17 protein-coding genes are annotated in these 16,678 nt (G+C 72.3%); 15 read left to right on the top strand and 2 right to left on the bottom strand.

From position 1 onward, the window contains the following. Positions 1-18: 18 nt before the first annotated feature. Positions 19-678, top strand: a complete 660-nt coding sequence (locus tag VD659_RS05245) for an HAD family hydrolase (RefSeq protein WP_423260084.1) — start codon at positions 19-21, stop codon at positions 676-678. A 118-nt stretch (positions 679-796) separates the two neighbouring features. Here VD659_RS05245 and VD659_RS05240 read toward each other — a convergent pair whose 3' ends face one another. Then, positions 797-1,504 carry a DUF2510 domain-containing protein gene (locus VD659_RS05240; RefSeq protein ID WP_423260083.1) on the bottom strand — a complete coding sequence of 236 codons (708 nt, stop codon included), beginning with the start codon at positions 1,502-1,504 and terminating at the stop codon, positions 797-799. 87 nt (positions 1,505-1,591) lie between these two features. Between VD659_RS05240 and VD659_RS05235 the strand changes: the two genes are divergently transcribed. From VD659_RS05235 to VD659_RS05215, 5 genes are read left to right on the top strand one after another with little or no spacing between them, the layout of a single operon-like run. Then, complete coding sequence (locus VD659_RS05235) at positions 1,592-2,698, top strand: hypothetical protein (protein ID WP_423260082.1); 1,107 nt, start codon at positions 1,592-1,594, stop codon at positions 2,696-2,698. After that, positions 2,695-3,969, top strand: coding sequence for a phosphotransferase (locus VD659_RS05230; RefSeq protein ID WP_423260081.1), 1,275 nt, complete (start codon positions 2,695-2,697; stop codon positions 3,967-3,969). The genes VD659_RS05235 and VD659_RS05230 overlap by 4 nt, the downstream gene beginning before the upstream one ends. Further along, positions 3,966-4,709, top strand: coding sequence for an acireductone synthase (gene mtnC / locus VD659_RS05225; RefSeq protein WP_423260080.1), 744 nt, complete (start codon positions 3,966-3,968; stop codon positions 4,707-4,709). The genes VD659_RS05230 and mtnC overlap by 4 nt, the downstream gene beginning before the upstream one ends. After that, entirely contained in the window at positions 4,706-5,488 is a 783-nt protein-coding gene (locus tag VD659_RS05220; protein WP_423260079.1) for a class II aldolase/adducin family protein, read from the top strand. The genes mtnC and VD659_RS05220 overlap by 4 nt, the downstream gene beginning before the upstream one ends. 24 nt (positions 5,489-5,512) lie before the next feature. Continuing rightward, positions 5,513-5,806, top strand: a complete 294-nt coding sequence (locus tag VD659_RS05215) for a cupin (RefSeq protein WP_423260078.1) — start codon at positions 5,513-5,515, stop codon at positions 5,804-5,806. 147 nt (positions 5,807-5,953) lie between these two features. On the opposite strand, the gene VD659_RS05210 is transcribed toward VD659_RS05215, so the two are convergent. After that, the gene (locus VD659_RS05210) at positions 5,954-7,084 is read right to left on the bottom strand and encodes an HpcH/HpaI aldolase family protein (protein WP_423260077.1); all 1,131 of its coding nucleotides are present in this window, start codon (positions 7,082-7,084) and stop codon (positions 5,954-5,956) included. Between the two features lie 195 nt (positions 7,085-7,279). On the opposite strand from VD659_RS05210, the gene VD659_RS05205 reads away from it, so the two are divergent. The 9 genes from VD659_RS05205 to VD659_RS05165 all read left to right on the top strand — a co-directional run bounded on the left by VD659_RS05205 (position 7,280) and on the right by VD659_RS05165 (position 16,678). After that, entirely contained in the window at positions 7,280-8,476 is a 1,197-nt protein-coding gene (locus VD659_RS05205) for a pyridoxal phosphate-dependent aminotransferase (protein WP_423260076.1), read from the top strand. Positions 8,477-8,539: 63 nt separating this feature from the next. Further along, positions 8,540-9,754: a M24 family metallopeptidase gene (locus VD659_RS05200; protein WP_423260075.1), complete on the top strand. Its 1,215-nt coding sequence runs from the start codon at positions 8,540-8,542 to the stop codon at positions 9,752-9,754. A 64-nt stretch (positions 9,755-9,818) separates the two neighbouring features. Continuing rightward, entirely contained in the window at positions 9,819-10,373 is a 555-nt protein-coding gene (locus tag VD659_RS05195) for an Lrp/AsnC family transcriptional regulator (protein WP_423260074.1), read from the top strand. A 109-nt stretch (positions 10,374-10,482) separates the two neighbouring features. After that, the gene (locus tag VD659_RS05190; RefSeq protein ID WP_423260073.1) at positions 10,483-10,905 is read left to right on the top strand and encodes a nuclear transport factor 2 family protein; all 423 of its coding nucleotides are present in this window, start codon (positions 10,483-10,485) and stop codon (positions 10,903-10,905) included. A 113-nt stretch (positions 10,906-11,018) separates the two neighbouring features. Next, complete coding sequence (locus tag VD659_RS05185) at positions 11,019-12,611, top strand: ABC transporter substrate-binding protein (protein WP_423260072.1); 1,593 nt, start codon at positions 11,019-11,021, stop codon at positions 12,609-12,611. Positions 12,612-12,731: 120 nt separating this feature from the next. Further along, a complete protein-coding gene (locus tag VD659_RS05180) occupies positions 12,732-13,748 on the top strand; it encodes an ABC transporter permease (protein WP_423260071.1) in 1,017 nt (338 codons plus the stop codon). Next, positions 13,745-14,662, top strand: a complete 918-nt coding sequence (locus tag VD659_RS05175) for an ABC transporter permease (RefSeq protein ID WP_137838875.1) — start codon at positions 13,745-13,747, stop codon at positions 14,660-14,662. The genes VD659_RS05180 and VD659_RS05175 overlap by 4 nt, the downstream gene beginning before the upstream one ends. A gap of 7 nt (positions 14,663-14,669) precedes the next feature. After that, on the top strand, positions 14,670-15,683 hold the full coding sequence (locus VD659_RS05170; RefSeq protein WP_423260070.1) for an ABC transporter ATP-binding protein: 1,014 nt from the start codon (positions 14,670-14,672) through the stop codon (positions 15,681-15,683). Continuing rightward, positions 15,680-16,678: an ABC transporter ATP-binding protein gene (locus VD659_RS05165; protein WP_423260069.1), complete on the top strand. Its 999-nt coding sequence runs from the start codon at positions 15,680-15,682 to the stop codon at positions 16,676-16,678. Before VD659_RS05170 ends, VD659_RS05165 begins: the two co-directional genes overlap by 4 nt.

Raw genomic sequence — 16,678 nt, 5'->3', positions numbered from 1 at the left:
GGACGAAGGCCGGCGGTGATGCAACGCCCGCCCGCGACGCAGCGCCCGGCTGCCGGCGCCCCCGCGGCGGCGCTCGCCGAGACGATGGTGCTCTTCGACTGGAACGGCACCGTTGTGGTCGACGCCGACCGGGCGCGCGCCGCGCTCAACGTGGTGCTCGCACGGCGCGGCATCCCGGTGCTCGGCGAGGCCGAGTTCTCGGTGCGGTTCCGCCTGCCGCTCGCGCAGCTCTTCGGCCGCCTCGGAGTTCCGGATGCCGACGCACCGGCCGCCGAGGAGGAGTGGAACCACGAGATGGCCGAGACCCGCGCCCACCTGAGCGACGGCGCCGCCGAGTGCCTGGCCGCGCTCTCCGAGGCGGGCGCCTGGCTCGGCGTCGTCTCCGCCGCCTCGCCCGCCGCCGTGCGCTTCGACCAGCGCTCGCTTGCGGTGCCCGCCGTGTGGAACTCCGTCGACGCCTCGGTCGCCGACAAGTTCGAGACGCTCCTGCGCCACCGCCCGACGCGCGCGATCGCCTACTTCGTGGGCGACACCCCCGACGACATGCGCTGCGCGTCGGCCGCCGGGTACATCCCGGTGGGCGTGACGGATGCCTACAGCCGGCCCGAGACGCTGCGTTCGGCCGGCGCGGCGCACGTCATCGGCGGCCTCGACGAGCTGCTCGCGATCATCGCCTGACGCTGACGCTGACGCTGACGCTGGCGCTGGCGCTGACGCTGACGCTGTCGCCGACGCGGAGGCGGTGGGGCTGCGGCTGAGGCGGTGCCGGCAGCCCGCCCGCCGGGCTGCGTGCGGCCTAGGTGAAGCTGCCGTTCGTGCTCCCGATCGTGCTGAAGGCGACGGAGAAGATCCACAGCACCAGTCCGATGCTGATCGCGAACGACAGCGCGATGATCGCGATGGTCACCCACATCGGCGCGATGCCGCGGCCGGCGCGGCGGCGCACGACCACCGCGCGCCCGATCGGGTACACCGAGCCGAGGAACGACCACGCCCAGTGGAAGGGCCGCACGTATCCCTGGCGCTGCAGCCACTTGTAGTCGAAGTAGCCGAGCACCACGGCAGCGGCATAGAGGGCCCAGCCCAGAACCGTCGCGAGCCCCTGGCCGAGCAGCGCGGCGCCGCTCATGCCGCTGTAGGGCGAGTAGCTGCTGTAGGGGTCGGACATCGCGTTGCGCATCATCGGCTCGAGGTCGGAGAGCGAGAGCGGCAGGAGCAGCAGGGACAGCAGCGGCAGCAGCGTGATGACCCAGATCAGCGGTCCGTACACCGGCGTTCCGGCCGGGACGCCGGGGATGGCAGTGGCCGCGCCCACGTAGGCGGGGGCCGCGGGGTAGGCGGGGGCTGCCGGGTAGCCGGGCTGCGCGACGGGAGCCGCCGGCGCCGCGGGCGCCTGGAGGTGCTCGGTCCACTGCGTGCCGTCCCACCAGCGCAGCTGGGGCGAGCCCGCCGGGTCGGCGTACCACCCGGGGGGAGTGCTCTGATTTCCGTTCGAGAGGCTCACCGTGTCTCCTTTGCGCGCTGCCGTTCTGCGGACAGCCTAGGGCACCGCGGGAGGGTATTCTCGATGGGGGAAATCGACGGGACGTTCATGAGCACAGGCAGCGGGCAGGGCCCGGTTCTCGACGACTCCGTGCGGGTCGACGGCGCCGTGGTGCGCATCCTCGACCGCCGCGTCTTCCCCGAGACCGTCGAGTGGGTGACCGCCCGCGACGCCGAGGAGGTGGCCTCCGCCATCACCGCCATGGTCACCCAGAGCTCCGGCCCGCTCTTCGCCGCCTACGCCGGCCTCGAGATCACCGCGCTGCAGGTGGCGGGCCTGGCCCCGGAGGCCGCCCGCGAACGGATGCGCGTGGCCGGCCACGCCCTCGAGACGGCCCGCCCCACGAACAACCACCCCCGCGAGGCCGTGCAGCACGTGCTCGCCGCGATCGCCGACGCCCCCACCACCGCGCAGCTCGTGGACGCGGCGGTCGAGGCCGCCCGCTCCGGCGCCCGGCTCTACCGCGACCGCAGCCACCGGCTCGGGGCCGAGACCGTGGCCTTGCTGCCCGACGGGGCGCGCATCCTCACCCACTGCTGGATGGACACCTACCTCATCGAGCTCGTGCGCGCCGCCCGCGAGGCCGGCAAGCGGTTCGACTGGGTGGCCACCGAGACGCGGCCCTACCTGCAGGGCGCCCGCCTCACCGCGCACACCCTCGCCGAGTTCGGCGAGCACGTCACCCTCATCACCGACGGCATGGGCGCCGCCGCCCTCGCGCCGGGATCGTCACTCGGGCGCATCGACGCCCTCGTCACGGCCGCCGACCGGGTGTCGCTCGACGGCAGCGTGGTGAACAAGGTCGGCACGCTCGGCCTGGCCGTGGTCGCCACCGCGTTCGGCGTGCCCTACTACGCGCTCGTGCAGGCCCCCGACGTCGAGGCCCCCACGGCCGCCGACATCGTGGTGGAGCAGCGCAACCCCGACGAGGTGCTGTCGACGCTCGGCCGGCGCACCGCATCCCCGTTGGTGACGGATGCCTGGTACCCGGCCTTCGACGTGACGCCCGCCCGCTTCGTGACGCGGGTGGTGACCGACCGCGGTTCGTTCGAGCCGGCGCGGGTGGGCGAGCTCTACGCCGCGGCCGGGATGACGGATGCGCCCGGCGCGCCCCGTGCATCCGTCGCGGTGGCCGGCGTGGGGGAGCCCGCATGACCGCCGCCCGCAGCGACTACGAGCTGCTGGTCACCGCCGCCGACGTGGTGGGCTATCTGGCCGGCACCGGCCTGCTGGGCCGTCTTTCGGCCGCCTCCGACGGCGCCGACGTGCGGGTCGACGAGGTCACCGCCGGCAACATGAACCGCGTCTTCCTCGCGCGCGGACCGCTCGGCAGCCTCGCCGTGAAGCAGGCGCCGCCATGGGTGCAGGTGGTGGGGCCGGAGTGGCCGGTCGACCCGGCGCGCATCGCGTCGGAGGCGCGCACCTACGAGCGGCTGGCCGCGCGGGTGCCCGAGTCGATCCCCACCATCGTGGCGTTCGACGAGAGCCGCTACGTGCTGGTGATGGAAGACCTCTCCGACCTCGACGTGCTGCGCGACGCCCTCGTGCGGCAGGTGGCGGCGGACGACGGGGCCGAGCTCGACTTCGTGGCGCTGGGCGCCGCCGTCGGGCGCTTCGTGGGCGAACTGGCCGCATCGACCTCGGTCGCGGCGCTGGGCGCCTCCGCCCACGCCGAGCTCGTCGAGACCTCGGCGAACCCGGAGCTGTGCCGCATGACCCTCGAGGTGGTGCTCGACGAGCCCTACCGCGAGCACGAGCACAACCACTGGCATCCGGCGCTCGAGGGGCGGGTGCGCTCGCTCTACGCCGACGCGGCCGTGCGCGAGGCGGTGGCGCGCATCCGTCACGACTTCGAGCACCGGGCCGAGGCGCTCCTGCACGGCGACCTGCACAGCGGCTCGGTGATGGTGGGCCGGCGCGACGGCGAGCAGGTGGTGAAGGTCTTCGACCCCGAGTTCAGCTTCGTGGGGCCGATCGGGCTCGACCTCGGGCTGTTCTGGGCGAACCTCGAGCTCGCCGCGATCGCCGCCGACGCCGTGGGCGACGCCGCGCTCGCCGAGGCGCGCCGTTCCGCCGTTCCCGCGAGCTGGGCCGCGTTCGCCGAGGCCTGGGGCGACGCGTCGTCGCTGGCCGGCATCGAGAGCGACGCCTGGCGCTTCGCCGGGGTCGAGGGCATGCGCCGGGCCGTCGGGTTCTCGCACGCCGCCGACATCGAGTCGCTGCCGGGCGCCGCGATCCCGGATGCCTCGATGCGGCTCTTCGACGCGGCCCGCCACCACATCCTCACCGGCACCGCGGTGCCCGGCGCCACCGCGCGGTCGGGCCCGGTCGCCCAGACGGCGCCCGGCGCCGCATCCGGGCGGCCCTCACCGCAGGCCACCGACGCATCCACCCCGTCCGCCGCACCCCGAAGGAGCGCCCCGTGACCGAGACCCCCGCCCCCACACCCGACCCGCTGCTCGTCTCGGCGCGCACCCTCGTGGTCGACCTCGAAGGCACCACGAGCGCGGCGGGGTTCATCCTCGGCGACCTCTACGACTACGCGCGCCCCCGTCTCGCCGCGTGGATCGACGGGCACGCCGCCGACCCGGCCATCGCCGAGGCCCGGCAGCAGGTCATCGCCGACGCGTCGCTGCCCACGGATGCCTCGACCGACGCCGTGGTGGCCGTGCTGCACGAGTGGATGGAGCGCGACGTCAAGGCCACGCCGCTCAAGACCATCCAGGGCCAGATCTGGGCCGAGGGCTTCGCGCGCGACGAGATCTCCTCGCACTTCTTCGACGACGTCATCCCGAAGCTGCGCGCCTGGCACGCCGCCGGGGTGGGCCTCGCCGTGTTCTCCTCGGGTTCGGTGGCCTCGCAGGTGCCGTGGTTCCGGCACTCGCCCGACGGCGATCTCACGCCCCTCATCACCGACTACTTCGACACCATCAGTGCGGGCCCGAAGAAGGAGGCCGCGTCGTACGACGCCATCGCCGCCTCGCTCGGGGTGGCGGCCGGCGAGCTCGTGTTCTTCACCGACAACCCCGGCGAGGTGAGCGCGGCCCTCGAGGCCGGCTGGCAGGTCGTGGCGTTCTCGCGCGCGGGCGAGCCGTTCTTCGAGGCCGACTTCGGGGGCGCATCCGTGGTGTCGTCGTTCGACGACGTCGAGGTGGTGCTGCCGTGAGCGGGGCTGGAGGGTTCGGCGCGGACCATGCGAACGTTCTCGGCGACGGCGTGGTCTCCGCCGAGTCGGTGCTCGCGGCCGGCGAGGCGCTCGCCGCCGAGTCGGCGCGCTTCGCCGGATTCGGCTGGATGCCCGGCACCGCCGGCAACCTCTCGATCACGCTGGCGCGCGAACCGCTGCGGCTCGCCGTCACGGCGTCCGGTCTCGACAAGGGCGAGCTCGCGGCGAACGACGTGGTGCTGGTCGACGAGCGGGGCGAGTGGGTGCCGGATGAGGGTGCTGCGGGTGCGGATGTGAGTGCGGATGCGGGTGCTGCGGATGCGGTCGTTCCGGATGCCGGCGACGGCCCGGCCGCGGGCCTCACCGCCCTGCTGGGGCTGGCCACCCGCCCCTCCGCCGAAGCGGGGCTGCACGCGCGCATCGCCGCCGTGACCGGCGCCGGGGCCGTCATCCACGTGCACGCCCTCGCCGCCGTGCGCGCGGGGCACGAGTGGCCCGGCGGGGTGGTGCTGCACGACCTCGAGATGCTGAAGGGCATCGGGCACTCGGCGCACGGGGAGCGTGTGGTGATCCCGGTGGTGCAGAACCACCAGGACATGCGGGTGCTGGGCGACGACTTCGAGCGCGTCTACCTGCCGCGCACGGCGGAGGTGGCCGAGGTTCCGGCGCTCATCGTGGCCTCGCACGGCATCTACGCCTGGGGCGCCGACCTGCGGCAGGCCCGCTGGCACCTCGAGCTCACCGAGGCCCTCCTGCAGATCGCCCTCGCCACCCGCTGACCCCCCCCCGACGAAGGAGCACCCATGGCCGAAGCCCGCGGCGAGACCACCATCGACGACGAGCGTGTGCGCGTCACTACCTGGTCGTTCGAGAAGGCCGGTGACACGACCGGACCGCATGTGCACGAGTTCGACTACGTGCTCGTTCCGGTCACGGGCGGCACCCTGACGGCGGTGTCCACGGCCGACGGCAGCACCCGCACGCTCACCCAGGTGGCGGGTTCGCCCTACACGGGCGTGGCCGGCCTCGCCCACACCGTGACGGCGGACGCCGACGGCATCGTCTTCGTCGAGGTGGAGCTCAAGCCGCAGCCCTGACCGGCCCGGTCGTGCTGCGGTTGCTGCACCGCGCATCCGTCCCACGCTCCGCGACACGACGGAGTCCCGGCCCGTTCCCCCGATACGACGGACTTCCGATCGGCGTGGTGCACCCGACGTCCGTCGTTTGCGAGGCTGGCAGGGGGGTCAGTCGAGGGCGGCGCGGAGGGTGGCGGCGCCGGCGGCGAGGGCCGCGGTGTCGGTGGTGGCGGCCACGAAGGTGAAGCCGCGCGCCGCGAGGGCGCGGGCGGTGGCGGGGTCGCCGCCGAAGGCTCCCGGGGTGACGCCGGCGGTGCGGGCCGCTGCGACGACGCGCGTCAGCGGTGAGGCCGACGACTCGTCGGCGAGCAGCGCCGGCACGGTGGTGCCGAGCGAGAGCGCGAGGTCGAACGGTCCCACGAAGAGGCAGCTCACGCCGGGCGTCGAGGCGATCGCCTCGAGTTCCTCGAGGGCCTGGGGTGTTTCGATCATGATCGCCAGGCGAACGGATGCGTTCACCTGGCCGGGCGTGCGCGGCCCCGTGTACACCGGGGCGGCTCGGTCGTCGTCTCGGGCTGCGGTTCCGTTGGCGGCTGCGGCTGCGGCTGCGGCGCCCGCGCCAGGTCCGCCGACGCGCTCCACCGGTGCGGCGGGCTGCGCCGGCGCGGCCGCGGCGCGAGGCGCGCTCAGGGTGGGCCCCGTGCTGCGCGCGCCGAGCGGCGGGTAGTAGCTCGCGCGCACGGCGGCGGCCGCCTGCTCCGCCGAGTCGACGAGGGGGACGATCACGCCGTCCGCGCCCGCATCGAGCGCGCGCCCGATCAGCCCAGGGTCGGCCGAGCGCACCCGCACCCAGCGCTCGAGGGCGGGGGAGGCCGCCGCGACCGCATCCAGCCCGCTGCGCATCGCGGCGTCGTCGTAGTGGCCGTGCTGCGCGTCGAGGCAGAGCCAGTCGAAGCCGCTGCCCGCGAGCGCGGCCACCGTGCGGGTCTCGCCGAGCATCGACCAGAGCCCGGCCGAAAGGGCGGCAGGCGGTCCGGCAGCCGGCCCGGCGAGCGACCTGGCAGCGGGTGCGGCATCCGGCCCGGCATCCGACCCGGAGAGTGGCCTGGCAGCGGGTCCGGCATCCGGCCCGGCGAGCGACCCGGCATCCGGCCGGGAGAGCGGCGTGGCATCCGACCCGGAGAGTGACCCGGCAGCGGATGCGGCAGCCCGCCCGGCAGGCGGTCCGGCAGCCGGCCGCGCGGTCCCCTCGGCGCCGACCCCGGCGGGCGCCCCCTCGGCGGCGGTCTCAGCAGGCATCCCGTTCTCCTTCGGCGCTCGCGAAATTCTCACACATGTGACAGAACACTTCAGCCTAGAGTTGGCAATTGCAAAGTAAATACGTCAGATCACATGTTGTTACACGGCATTTACCTGAATTTACTTTCCGGAATTGAAGCACAGCGATCATGGCAGAACGGGCCGACGCGCGCCCGTGAAGAAGGGGAAGTCCGCATGAAGACCGAACGCGAGGTGCTCGCGACCCCCCGGTGGACGGGCACGCACACCCCGTCGGGCATCCGCGAGATCCTCGACGTGGCCTTCGCGCAGGGTGGCGACATCGTGCGCCTCGAGCTCGGCGAGCCCGGCCAGCCGACGCCCGCCCACATCGCGGCCGCGGGAGCGCAGGCGGCGACCGGCGAGGTGCGGTACACCCAGAGCGCCGGCCTGCTCGAGCTCCGCACCGAGGCATCCGCCGCCCTCGAACGGCGCTACGGCGAGCACATCGACCCCGCGCGCATCATCGTCAGCCAGGGTGGGGCACAGGGCATCGCCGCGGTGTTCGACGCGCTCGTGCGGCCTGGCGACGAGGTGATCCTCCCCGACCCCGCGTGGCCCAACTACCTCGCCCTGACCCGGATGCACGGGGCGACCCCGGTCGCCTACGGCCTGCCCCGAGAGCGCGGCTACCTCCCCGACCCGGCGGAGATCGAGCGGCTCATCACGCCGGCCACCAAGATCCTGGTCATCAACTCGCCCGGAAACCCCACGGGCGCCGTGATGCCCCGCGCGCTCGTGCAGCAGATCGTCGACCTCGCCGCCCGCCACGACCTGGTCGTCATCTCCGACGAGGTCTACGACGAGCTCATCTTCGACGGCGAGCCCACCTTCGCCGCCGGGCTCGCCCCCGAGCACGTGGTGTCGGTGTTCAGTTTCTCGAAGACCTACGCGATGACCGGCTGGCGGGTGGGCTACCTCGTGCTCCCGGCCGGCCTCGCCGAGATCGTGGGGCACGTGCAGGAGAGCCTCATCTCGTGCGTCTCGACGGTGTCGCAGCGCGCGGCCCTCGCGGCCCTCCGCGGCCCGCAGGACGACGTCGACCGGATGCGCGAGGAATACCGCGCGGCCCGCGACTACGTGGTGGGCCGACTCCGCGCCGCCGGCATCGAACTCGACACGCCGGCCGGCGCCTTCTACGTGATGGTGCCCCTCGCCCCCGGAGTCGACGCCCGGGCCGCGGCCCTCGACCTCGTGACCTCGGCCGGCCTCGCCGTGGCGCCGGGCACCGCGTTCGGCGTGGTGGCGGCCGATCAGATCCGGCTCTCGCTCGCCGCGAGCCCCGCCGAACTCGAACGGGGCATCGACCGCCTGCTCGACTGGTACGCCCGCACCGACGGCGGCCGCACGCTGAGCGACGCACCCGGCTCGTGACGCACACCCCGCCCGCACCCACCGCATCGAGCGCCACCGTCTGCTGAGCGAAGGAGCCAGAGCATGACCGACACGACATCCGCCCCCGCCGCCGCGCACACCACCGCGCCCGACGCCGACGCCCCACCCGCCCGCATCGACGGCGCGGCCCGCCGGGCGCGCCAGGAGCGCCTCTGGCAGGCCCTCGACGCCGCCGGCCTCGACGCCCTCTTCCTCCCGCCGCAGGCCGACCTGGAGTACTTCACCGGCCTCGAACGCCGCCTTCCCTCCTTCGGCGAGATCGGCTACGCCCACCACTGGGTGGCCGGCGCGCTCATCGTTCCGGGCAACGCCCCGGTGTTCGTGCTGCCGCGCATGATCCGCGAGTTCGACCTGCCCGCCGGCGTCGACGGAGAGGTCGTGGAGGTCTCCGAGCTCGACGACGGCGCCGCGCTGTTCCGCCGGGCCCTCGACGAGGCGGCTCCGAAGGCTTCGCGCATCGGCATCGGTCCGCGCGCCTGGGCCCGCACCGCCCTGCACATCCTCGAGGCCCGGCCCGGCGTGCAGCTGGCCGACGCCGGCGCCGTCACCAACGGCATCCGGCGCATCAAGGACGACAGCGAGCTCGCCCTCATGCGCCGCGCCGCGCACCTCGTCGACGGCGTCCTCGCCGGCATCGAGCCGCTCGTGGTGGCCGGCGTCGCCGAACTCGACCTGGCCTCCGAGATCGACCTGCGGATGCGCCGCCTCGGCTCGCGCGGGGCCTCGTTCGACACCGGGGTCTGGTCGATGGGCACCGGCACGCAGCGGGATGCCTCGGTGCGGCTCTCGAACGAGGTGCTCGACCCGGGCGTCGGCGTGAGCTTCGACTTCGGCTCGATCGTGGAGGGCTACTGCTCCGACTTCGGCCGCACGGTGCACATCGGCGAGCCGAGCGAGGAGTACGTGACCGTGCACGGCCTCGTGATGGCGGCGCAGGAGGCGGGGCGGCAGGCCGCGCGCCCCGGTGCGACCGCCGGCGACGTGCACCGTGCCACCCGTGCCGTGATCGTGGAGGGCGGCTACGGCGACTGGTTCCGCCACCGCACCGGGCACTGCATCGGCATGGACGTGCACGAGCTGCCCTACATATCGGAGGAGGACGAGACCGTGCTCGAGCCCGGCATGACCTTCACGATCGAGCCCTCGGTGTTCTGGCCGGGGCGCGTGGGCGTGCGGGTGGAGGACGTGTTCGTGGTGACCGACAGCGAGACGGTGAGCCTGAACGAGCATCCGACCACGCTGGTGGCGAACGACTGAAGCCATGCCACTACTCTCGTAGCAACGATCCCATCCGTTCCCGGAACGCGAGCCGGAGGTTCCCATGGCCAAGAAGAGCCACACCGCCATCCTCGCCGGCGCGATCGAGCGCCCGCAGGAGCACGTGCAGCTCGACGACGTCGATCTCGCCCTGCTGCGCGAGCTCAGCCGCGACTCGCGGCAGTCGCAGCGCGCCCTGGGCCGCCAGATCAACATGTCGGCGCCGGCCGTGGCCGAGCGCATCGCGCGCTTCGAGCGCAACGGGGTGCTGCGCAAGTACTCCATCGACATCGACTGGGACAGGCTCGGCTACGACGTGGTGGTGTTCATGCCCATCACGCTCGAATCCGGCGGCGACATCGAGCCCACGCTCGCGGCGTTCCGCGAGATCCCCGAGCTCGAGGAGCTCACGGTGGTCGCCGGGCGGTACGATCTTCTGGCGCGCTTCCGGCTGAGCGATCAGCGGCACCTGCGCGAGCTGTTGCTCGACCGCGTGTGGCAGATCCCCAACGTGGCGCGCATCGAGACGATGCTCGGTCTCGGCAACCTCATCACCGACGACTACAGCGAGCGGATGCTCCGCGGTGCCGTCGACAGCGTCGCCGACGAGGACGAGTAATCGACAATCGGCTTTCAAATGATGCCAAATTGTCACAAATTTCTGGTCAGTTACATTGTCGTAACACAAATTGACCTTTCATGTGACACGGATGCTGTTACATGGTGTCATGGAGAAACCCGCCACCAGCGCTGCAGACCTCACCGGAGACGCGGCTGACATCTGGGCCGTGCAGCTCGACCTCTACCAGGGGTTCCTCACGGGCGACCGGGCCCGCACGGACAGCCACATCCACCCCGACGGCACCATGTGGGACTCGGAGTACGAACCGCTCATCCGCGGCCTCGACGGGCTCCAGGTGGTGCGCGACCTGCGCCCCACCGGCCCGGATGCGGTGAAGGTCGCCGATCTCGACGCCCACGACCCCGTCATCACCGTGTGGGGCGACACCGCCGTGAGCCGGCATCTGCTCACCGTGGTGTTCGAGGGCGGCGTGCAGGCGCCCGAGCGCATCCGCAACACCGGGGTCTGGCGCCGCATCGACGGAGCCTGGCTCAACGTGCACAACCACGAAGACGTCCTGCCCGGCTGAGCCGGCAGGCTGCAGCACGATCCGACAGAACCACACCGCACAGCATCACCACGCAAGACGAACACACCGCAATCCCTCATCGCATTCCGAACACCACACGAAAGGACCCACCAGTGAAACGATTCTCACGTGGCTCCGCGCTCCTCGGCGGACTCCTCGGAGCCGCGCTGCTGCTCAGCGCGTGCAGCAGCGCCGGCACGCCGGCGAGCACGTCATCGGCCGGCGGAACCCTGGTCATCGACAAGTCGTTCGACCTGAAGACCGCCGACCCGGCTCGCAACTTCGAGACCACCGGCAACATCCTGGGCCGCGCGCTCTACGACACCCTGGTGACCTTCGCCAACGGCGACAGCTCGACCCCCATTCCGATGGTGGCCACCAAGTGGGCGGGCAACTCGGACGCGACGGAGTACACCTTCACGCTCCGCGACGACATCACCTTCCCGAGCGGCAACAAGCTCACCGCCGACGACGTCGTGTTCTCGCTCGAGCGCGTGGCGAACATCAAGGGCAACGGCTCGTTCCTGATGGCCGGTCTCACGGCCTCCGCGGTCGACCCGACCACCGTGCTCATCAAGTCGGAGGCGCCGAACACGGCCATCCCGGCCATCATGACGAGCCCGACCCTCGGCATCCTCGACTCCAAGACCGTCATCGCGAACGGCGGCTCGGATGCGGTGGGCGCCGACACGGCCGACACCGCCGAGACCTACCTCAACAAGACCTCGGCGGGCTCCGGTCCGTACGAGCTGAGCACCTTCGACACCACCACCGAGACCGTCATCACGGCGAACCCCGACTACTGGGGCAACAAGCCCAAGTACGACAAGGTCGTGCTGCGCAACTCGACGGCGGAGACGCAGAACTCCGACATCACCTCCGGAACCGCTCAGGTCGCGCTCGACCTCGGCAGCGACCAGATCGCCTCGCTCTCGGGCAACTCCAGCGTGATCGTCAGCACCACCTCCTCGCCCACGCTGTTCTTCCTGTTCTCGAACGCGAACCCGGCGGTCTCGGCCACCACCTCGAACCCGAAGTTCCGTGAAGCGGTCACCTACGGTCTCGACTACTCCGGTCTGCTCGAGCTCGCCGGAAACGGCGCCGTGCGCGCCGCCGGCGTGGTGCCCGACTCGTTCCTCGGAGCGCTCAAGGCCGACCAGGCGATCGCCCGCGACGTGACCCGCGCGAAGGCCGCGGTCGCGACCCTTGGCGGAACCCCCACGGTGAGCCTGGAGTACCCGAGCGACATCTCGAGCAACGGTCTGGACTTCGGCCCGATCGCCGAGCGCATCCAGGCGAACCTCGCCGAGGTGGGCATCACGGTCAACCTGACGCCGTCCCCCGTGGCCACGGCGCTCGCGAACTACCGCGCGGGCACCGAGCAGATGGGCCTCTGGCTCTGGAACCCGGATTTCCCGGACCCGTCGGACTACCTCGTGTTCGGCCCGGGCGCGACCGTCGGCCTCCGTGCCGGCTGGGCCGCCGGCTCCGCTCCCGACATCGAGAGCATCGCCTCCAAGGCCGCGGTGACGGTGGACGACGCCACCCGTGCCACGCTGTACCAGGAGTTCCAGACCAAGCTGAACGAGGCGGGCGTGTTCAACCCGCTGTTCCAGCCGGCCGCCTCCGTGGTCTCGTCGTCGAGCGTCGGTAAGGTGCTGTTCAGCCCCGCCTTCGGCCTCGACATCGCGGCCATCGGTCAGTAGTACCCCCGGCGGGCCGGTACCCGAAGCCGGCCCGCCCGCACCACCCGAAGTCCCCACCACCGGGGCGCCCCTCCCTCCGAGGGGCGCCCCGGTCATCCCCCAGTCTTGACGAGGAGCACCGTGTTCGCCCGATTCGTGCTGAAGAGAGTCGGCGCCGCCGTGCTGCTCGTCTTCGGCATCGTGGTGGTGACGTTCGCACTCACCGCCCTGCTGCCCGGAGACCCGGCAGCCGCCCAGCTCGGAGACCGCGCATCCGGAGACCCGGCGATCGTCGAGGCCTACCGCAAGGCGCACGGTCTCGACCAGCCGCTCTGGACCCAGTTCGTGCTCTACCTCGTGCACCTCGTGCAGGGCGACCTCGGCACCTCGCTGCAGAGCCGCAACCCGGTGCTGAGCGACCTCGCCCAGTTCGGCCCCGCCTCGTTCGAGCTCGCCGTCACGGCCACCGCGATCGCGGTGATCGTGGGCGTCGGCCTCGGCATCCTCGCCGCGCTGCGCGCGAATGGACCGCTCGACCACACGCTGCGCGTGGTGAGCCTCGGCGGCGTCTCCATCCCGATCTTCTGGCTCTCGCTCATCGCGGTGTTCCTGTTCTCGACGCAGCTGCGCCTGTTCCCCTCCTCGGGGCGGTTGAACCCCGGCGAGACGCCGCCGAACCACATCACCGGGCTCTACGTGCTCGACTCGATCATCACCGCGAACTGGGCCACGCTCGGCTCCTCGGTCGCGCACCTCATCCTGCCCGCGCTCGTGCTCGCGGCGCCGATGGTCGGACTGCTGCTGCGCTTCACCCGCTCGTCGATGCTCGAGGTGATCGGCAACGACTACGTGCGCTCGGCCAACGCGAAAGGCCTTCCCGCCGGGCTGGTGGTGCGCCGGCACATCCTGCGCGGCGCGCTCGTGCCCGTGATCACGGTGCTCGGCTCGGCCTTCGCCTCGCTGCTGGCCGGAACCGTTCTCGTGGAGCAGATCTTCGCCTGGCCGGGCATCGGCTCCTACGCCTACCGCAGCGCCTCGAACCTCGACCTGCCGGCCATCGTGGGAGTGACGCTGTTCGTGGCCATCGTGTTCATCCTGGTGAACTTCCTCGTCGACATTCTGTACGGCCTCATCGACCCGAGGATCAGGACCTCATGACCAGTGCCCCGATCATCGACCCCAAGATCGAGCCCGACGGCCTGCCGACGGCGCCGAACCGCTGGAGCATCCGCGTGCGGGTGCCCCGCGCCTGGCGACGGCCGCTCGGCATCGCGGGCGTGTCCATCATCGCGTTCTGGGTGCTCATCGCCCTGCTCGCGCCGCTCATCGCCCCCTACGGCCCGCTCGCGCAGGACTCGCCGCGCTTCCTCCCGCCCTCGCCCGAGCACTGGATGGGCACCGACGGCGTGGGCCGCGACGTGCTGTCGCGCGTGATGTACGGCGCGCAGATCAGCCTGCCGATCGCCGTGGTGCTCGTGGTGCTCTCGGTGATCGTCGGTGGCGTCATCGGCGCGATCGCGGGCTATGCCGGCGGCGTGGTCGACAGCATCCTGATGCGCGTGGTCGACCTGTTCTTCGCCTTCCCGAGCATCATCCTCGCGATGGCGATCGCCGCCGCCCTCGGCCCCTCGCTCACCAACGCGGTGGTCGCGATCGTGGTGGTCTCCTGGCCCTCCTACGCCCGGGTCACGCGATCGCTCGTGCTGAGCCTGCGGTCGAGCAACTACATCGCGGCCTCGCGCCTGCTCGGCACCTCCTCGGCGCGTGCCCTCGTGCGCGAGGTGGTGCCGAACATCGCCGGCCCGGTGCTCGTGCTCGCCACCCTCGAACTCGGCGCCGCCGTGCTGCTGCTCTCGGGCCTGTCGTACCTCGGCCTCGGAGCCGTGCCGCCGACGCCCGAGTGGGGCGCCATGGTCTCCGACGGCGCCCGCACCTTCTCCAACTGGTGGGTGGCCGTGTTCCCCGGCCTCGCGATCTTCTCGATCGTGCTGGCCTTCAACTTCCTCGGCGACGCCCTGCGCGACGGTCTCGACCCGCGCTCGTCGAAGTCGCTGTCGGATGCCGAGATCTAGGAGCACCATGAGCCTTCTCGAAATCGACGACCTCACCATCAGCCTCGCCACGACCGGAGCCCCGCGGGTTCTCGTCGACGGTGTCTCCCTCACGGTCGACAGCGGCCAGATGGTGGGCCTCGCGGGCGAGAGCGGCAGCGGCAAGACCGTCACCGCCCTGACCGCCCTCGGCTTCGTGCCCGACGGCGCGACCGCCACCGGCGCCGTGCGGCTCGACGGCGAAGACGTGCTGACGATGAGCAAGAAGCGCCTGCGCGAGGTGCGCGGCACGACGGTGGCGATGGTGTTCCAAGACCCGATGACCTCGCTGCACCCCATGCTCTCGGTCGAGACGCAGCTCACCGAGCAGTTGCGCGTGCACCGCTCGCTGTCGAGGCGGGCCGCGAAGGCCCGGGCCGTAGAGATGCTCGAGCTCGTGCGCATCCCGAACCCGTCGAAGGCGCTCTCGGCCTACCCGCACCACTTCTCGGGCGGCATGCGGCAGCGCATCGCCATCGCCGGGGCGCTGGCCTGCGAGCCCAAGCTGCTCATCGCCGACGAGGTCACCACGGCGCTCGACGTGACCGTGCAGGCCGGCATCCTGGGCCTGCTCGAACAGCTCCGCCGGGAGCTCGGTATGGCCGTGGTGTTCATCACCCACGACCTCGGCGTGATGAACGTCACCACCGACGAGCTCTACGTGATGTACTCCGGCCGGGTCGCCGAACGCGGCGGAACGCGGCAGGTGCTCGCCGCTCCGAGGCACCCCTACACGCGGGCGCTCGTCGACGCGCTGCCGGATGCGCAGAATCTCGGGCATCCGCTCGTGGCCATCCCGGGCGAGGCCGCCACTCCCGAGCGGAGGCCGGCCGGATGCGCGTTCCACCCGCGCTGCGCCTTCGCCGAAGACCGCTGCCGCACCGAGGTGCCGGAGCTCCTGCCGATCGGTGCGGGGCGGGTGCTGGCGTGCCACGTCGACCCGTTCGCCCCGGCGGACGGCTCGGCGACCGGTGTTCTGCTCGACGGAAGGATCGGATCGTGACCGTGCTCGACGTGAAGGACGTGGTCGTCGACTACAAGGTCAGCGGACGGCCCACCGTGCACGCCGTCGCCGGCGTGAGCCTGCAGGTGGGCGCCGGCGAGATCGTGGGCCTCGTGGGGGAGTCGGGCTGCGGCAAGTCGTCGCTCGGCAAGGCGATCGTGGGCCTCGAGAAGCTCGCGAGCGGCAGCGTGACGCTCGACGGGCATCCGGTGGCCTCGCTCGGCCGCGGTGCCCGCCCGGTGCGCGACCGCGGTCTGCAGATGATCTTCCAGGACCCGTACTCCTCGCTGAACCCGCGCCGCCGGATCTGGCGGCAGATCGCCGACGGGCTGCCGTCGGAGGGCGACGGGTCGCCGGTGGCGACGGCCGGGCGCACTGCACGGCGTGCCGCCGTGAACGAGCTGCTCGACGCCGTCGGCCTCCCCGCGGCGGCCGGCGACCGCTACCCGCACGAGTTCTCGGGCGGCCAGCGGCAGCGCATCGCGATCGCCCGGGCGCTCGCCGCGCGGCCCTCGGTGATCGTGGCCGACGAGCCGGTGTCGGCCCTCGACGCGTCGACCCGCGCGCAGGTGTCGAACCTCATCGTGCAGATCGCGCGCGAACGCGGCATGGGCGTGCTGTTCATCTCGCACGACCTCTCGGGCGTCCGGCACATGGCCGACCGTGTGGCCGTGATGTACCTCGGCCGCATCGTGGAGACCTCGCCGACCGAACCGCTCTGGTCGGAGCCGCTGCACCCTTACTCGGATGCGCTGGTCAAGGCAATCCCGAAGCTCGGCCTCGACGCCGCGGCACCGGTCGCCCCGCGCGGCGAGGTGCCCGACCCGGCGTCGCCCCCGGCCGGCTGCCGGTTCCACCCGCGCTGCCCGCTCGCCTTCGACCGCTGCCGCACCGACGACCCGGCGCTCGTGGCCGTGGAGGGTGCGCGCTCGGCGGCCTGCTGGCTGCAGCCCGCCGGCGGACCGGCTCGCGAGCTGGCCCTGCTGGAGGCCTGA

The sequence above is a fragment of the Herbiconiux sp. 11R-BC genome (assembly GCF_049472555.1).
Classification (GTDB): Bacteria; Actinomycetota; Actinomycetes; order Actinomycetales; family Microbacteriaceae; genus Herbiconiux.
The sequence above is the reverse complement of the archived record's forward strand: the minus strand, read 5'-3'. Positions and strand labels throughout refer to the sequence as shown.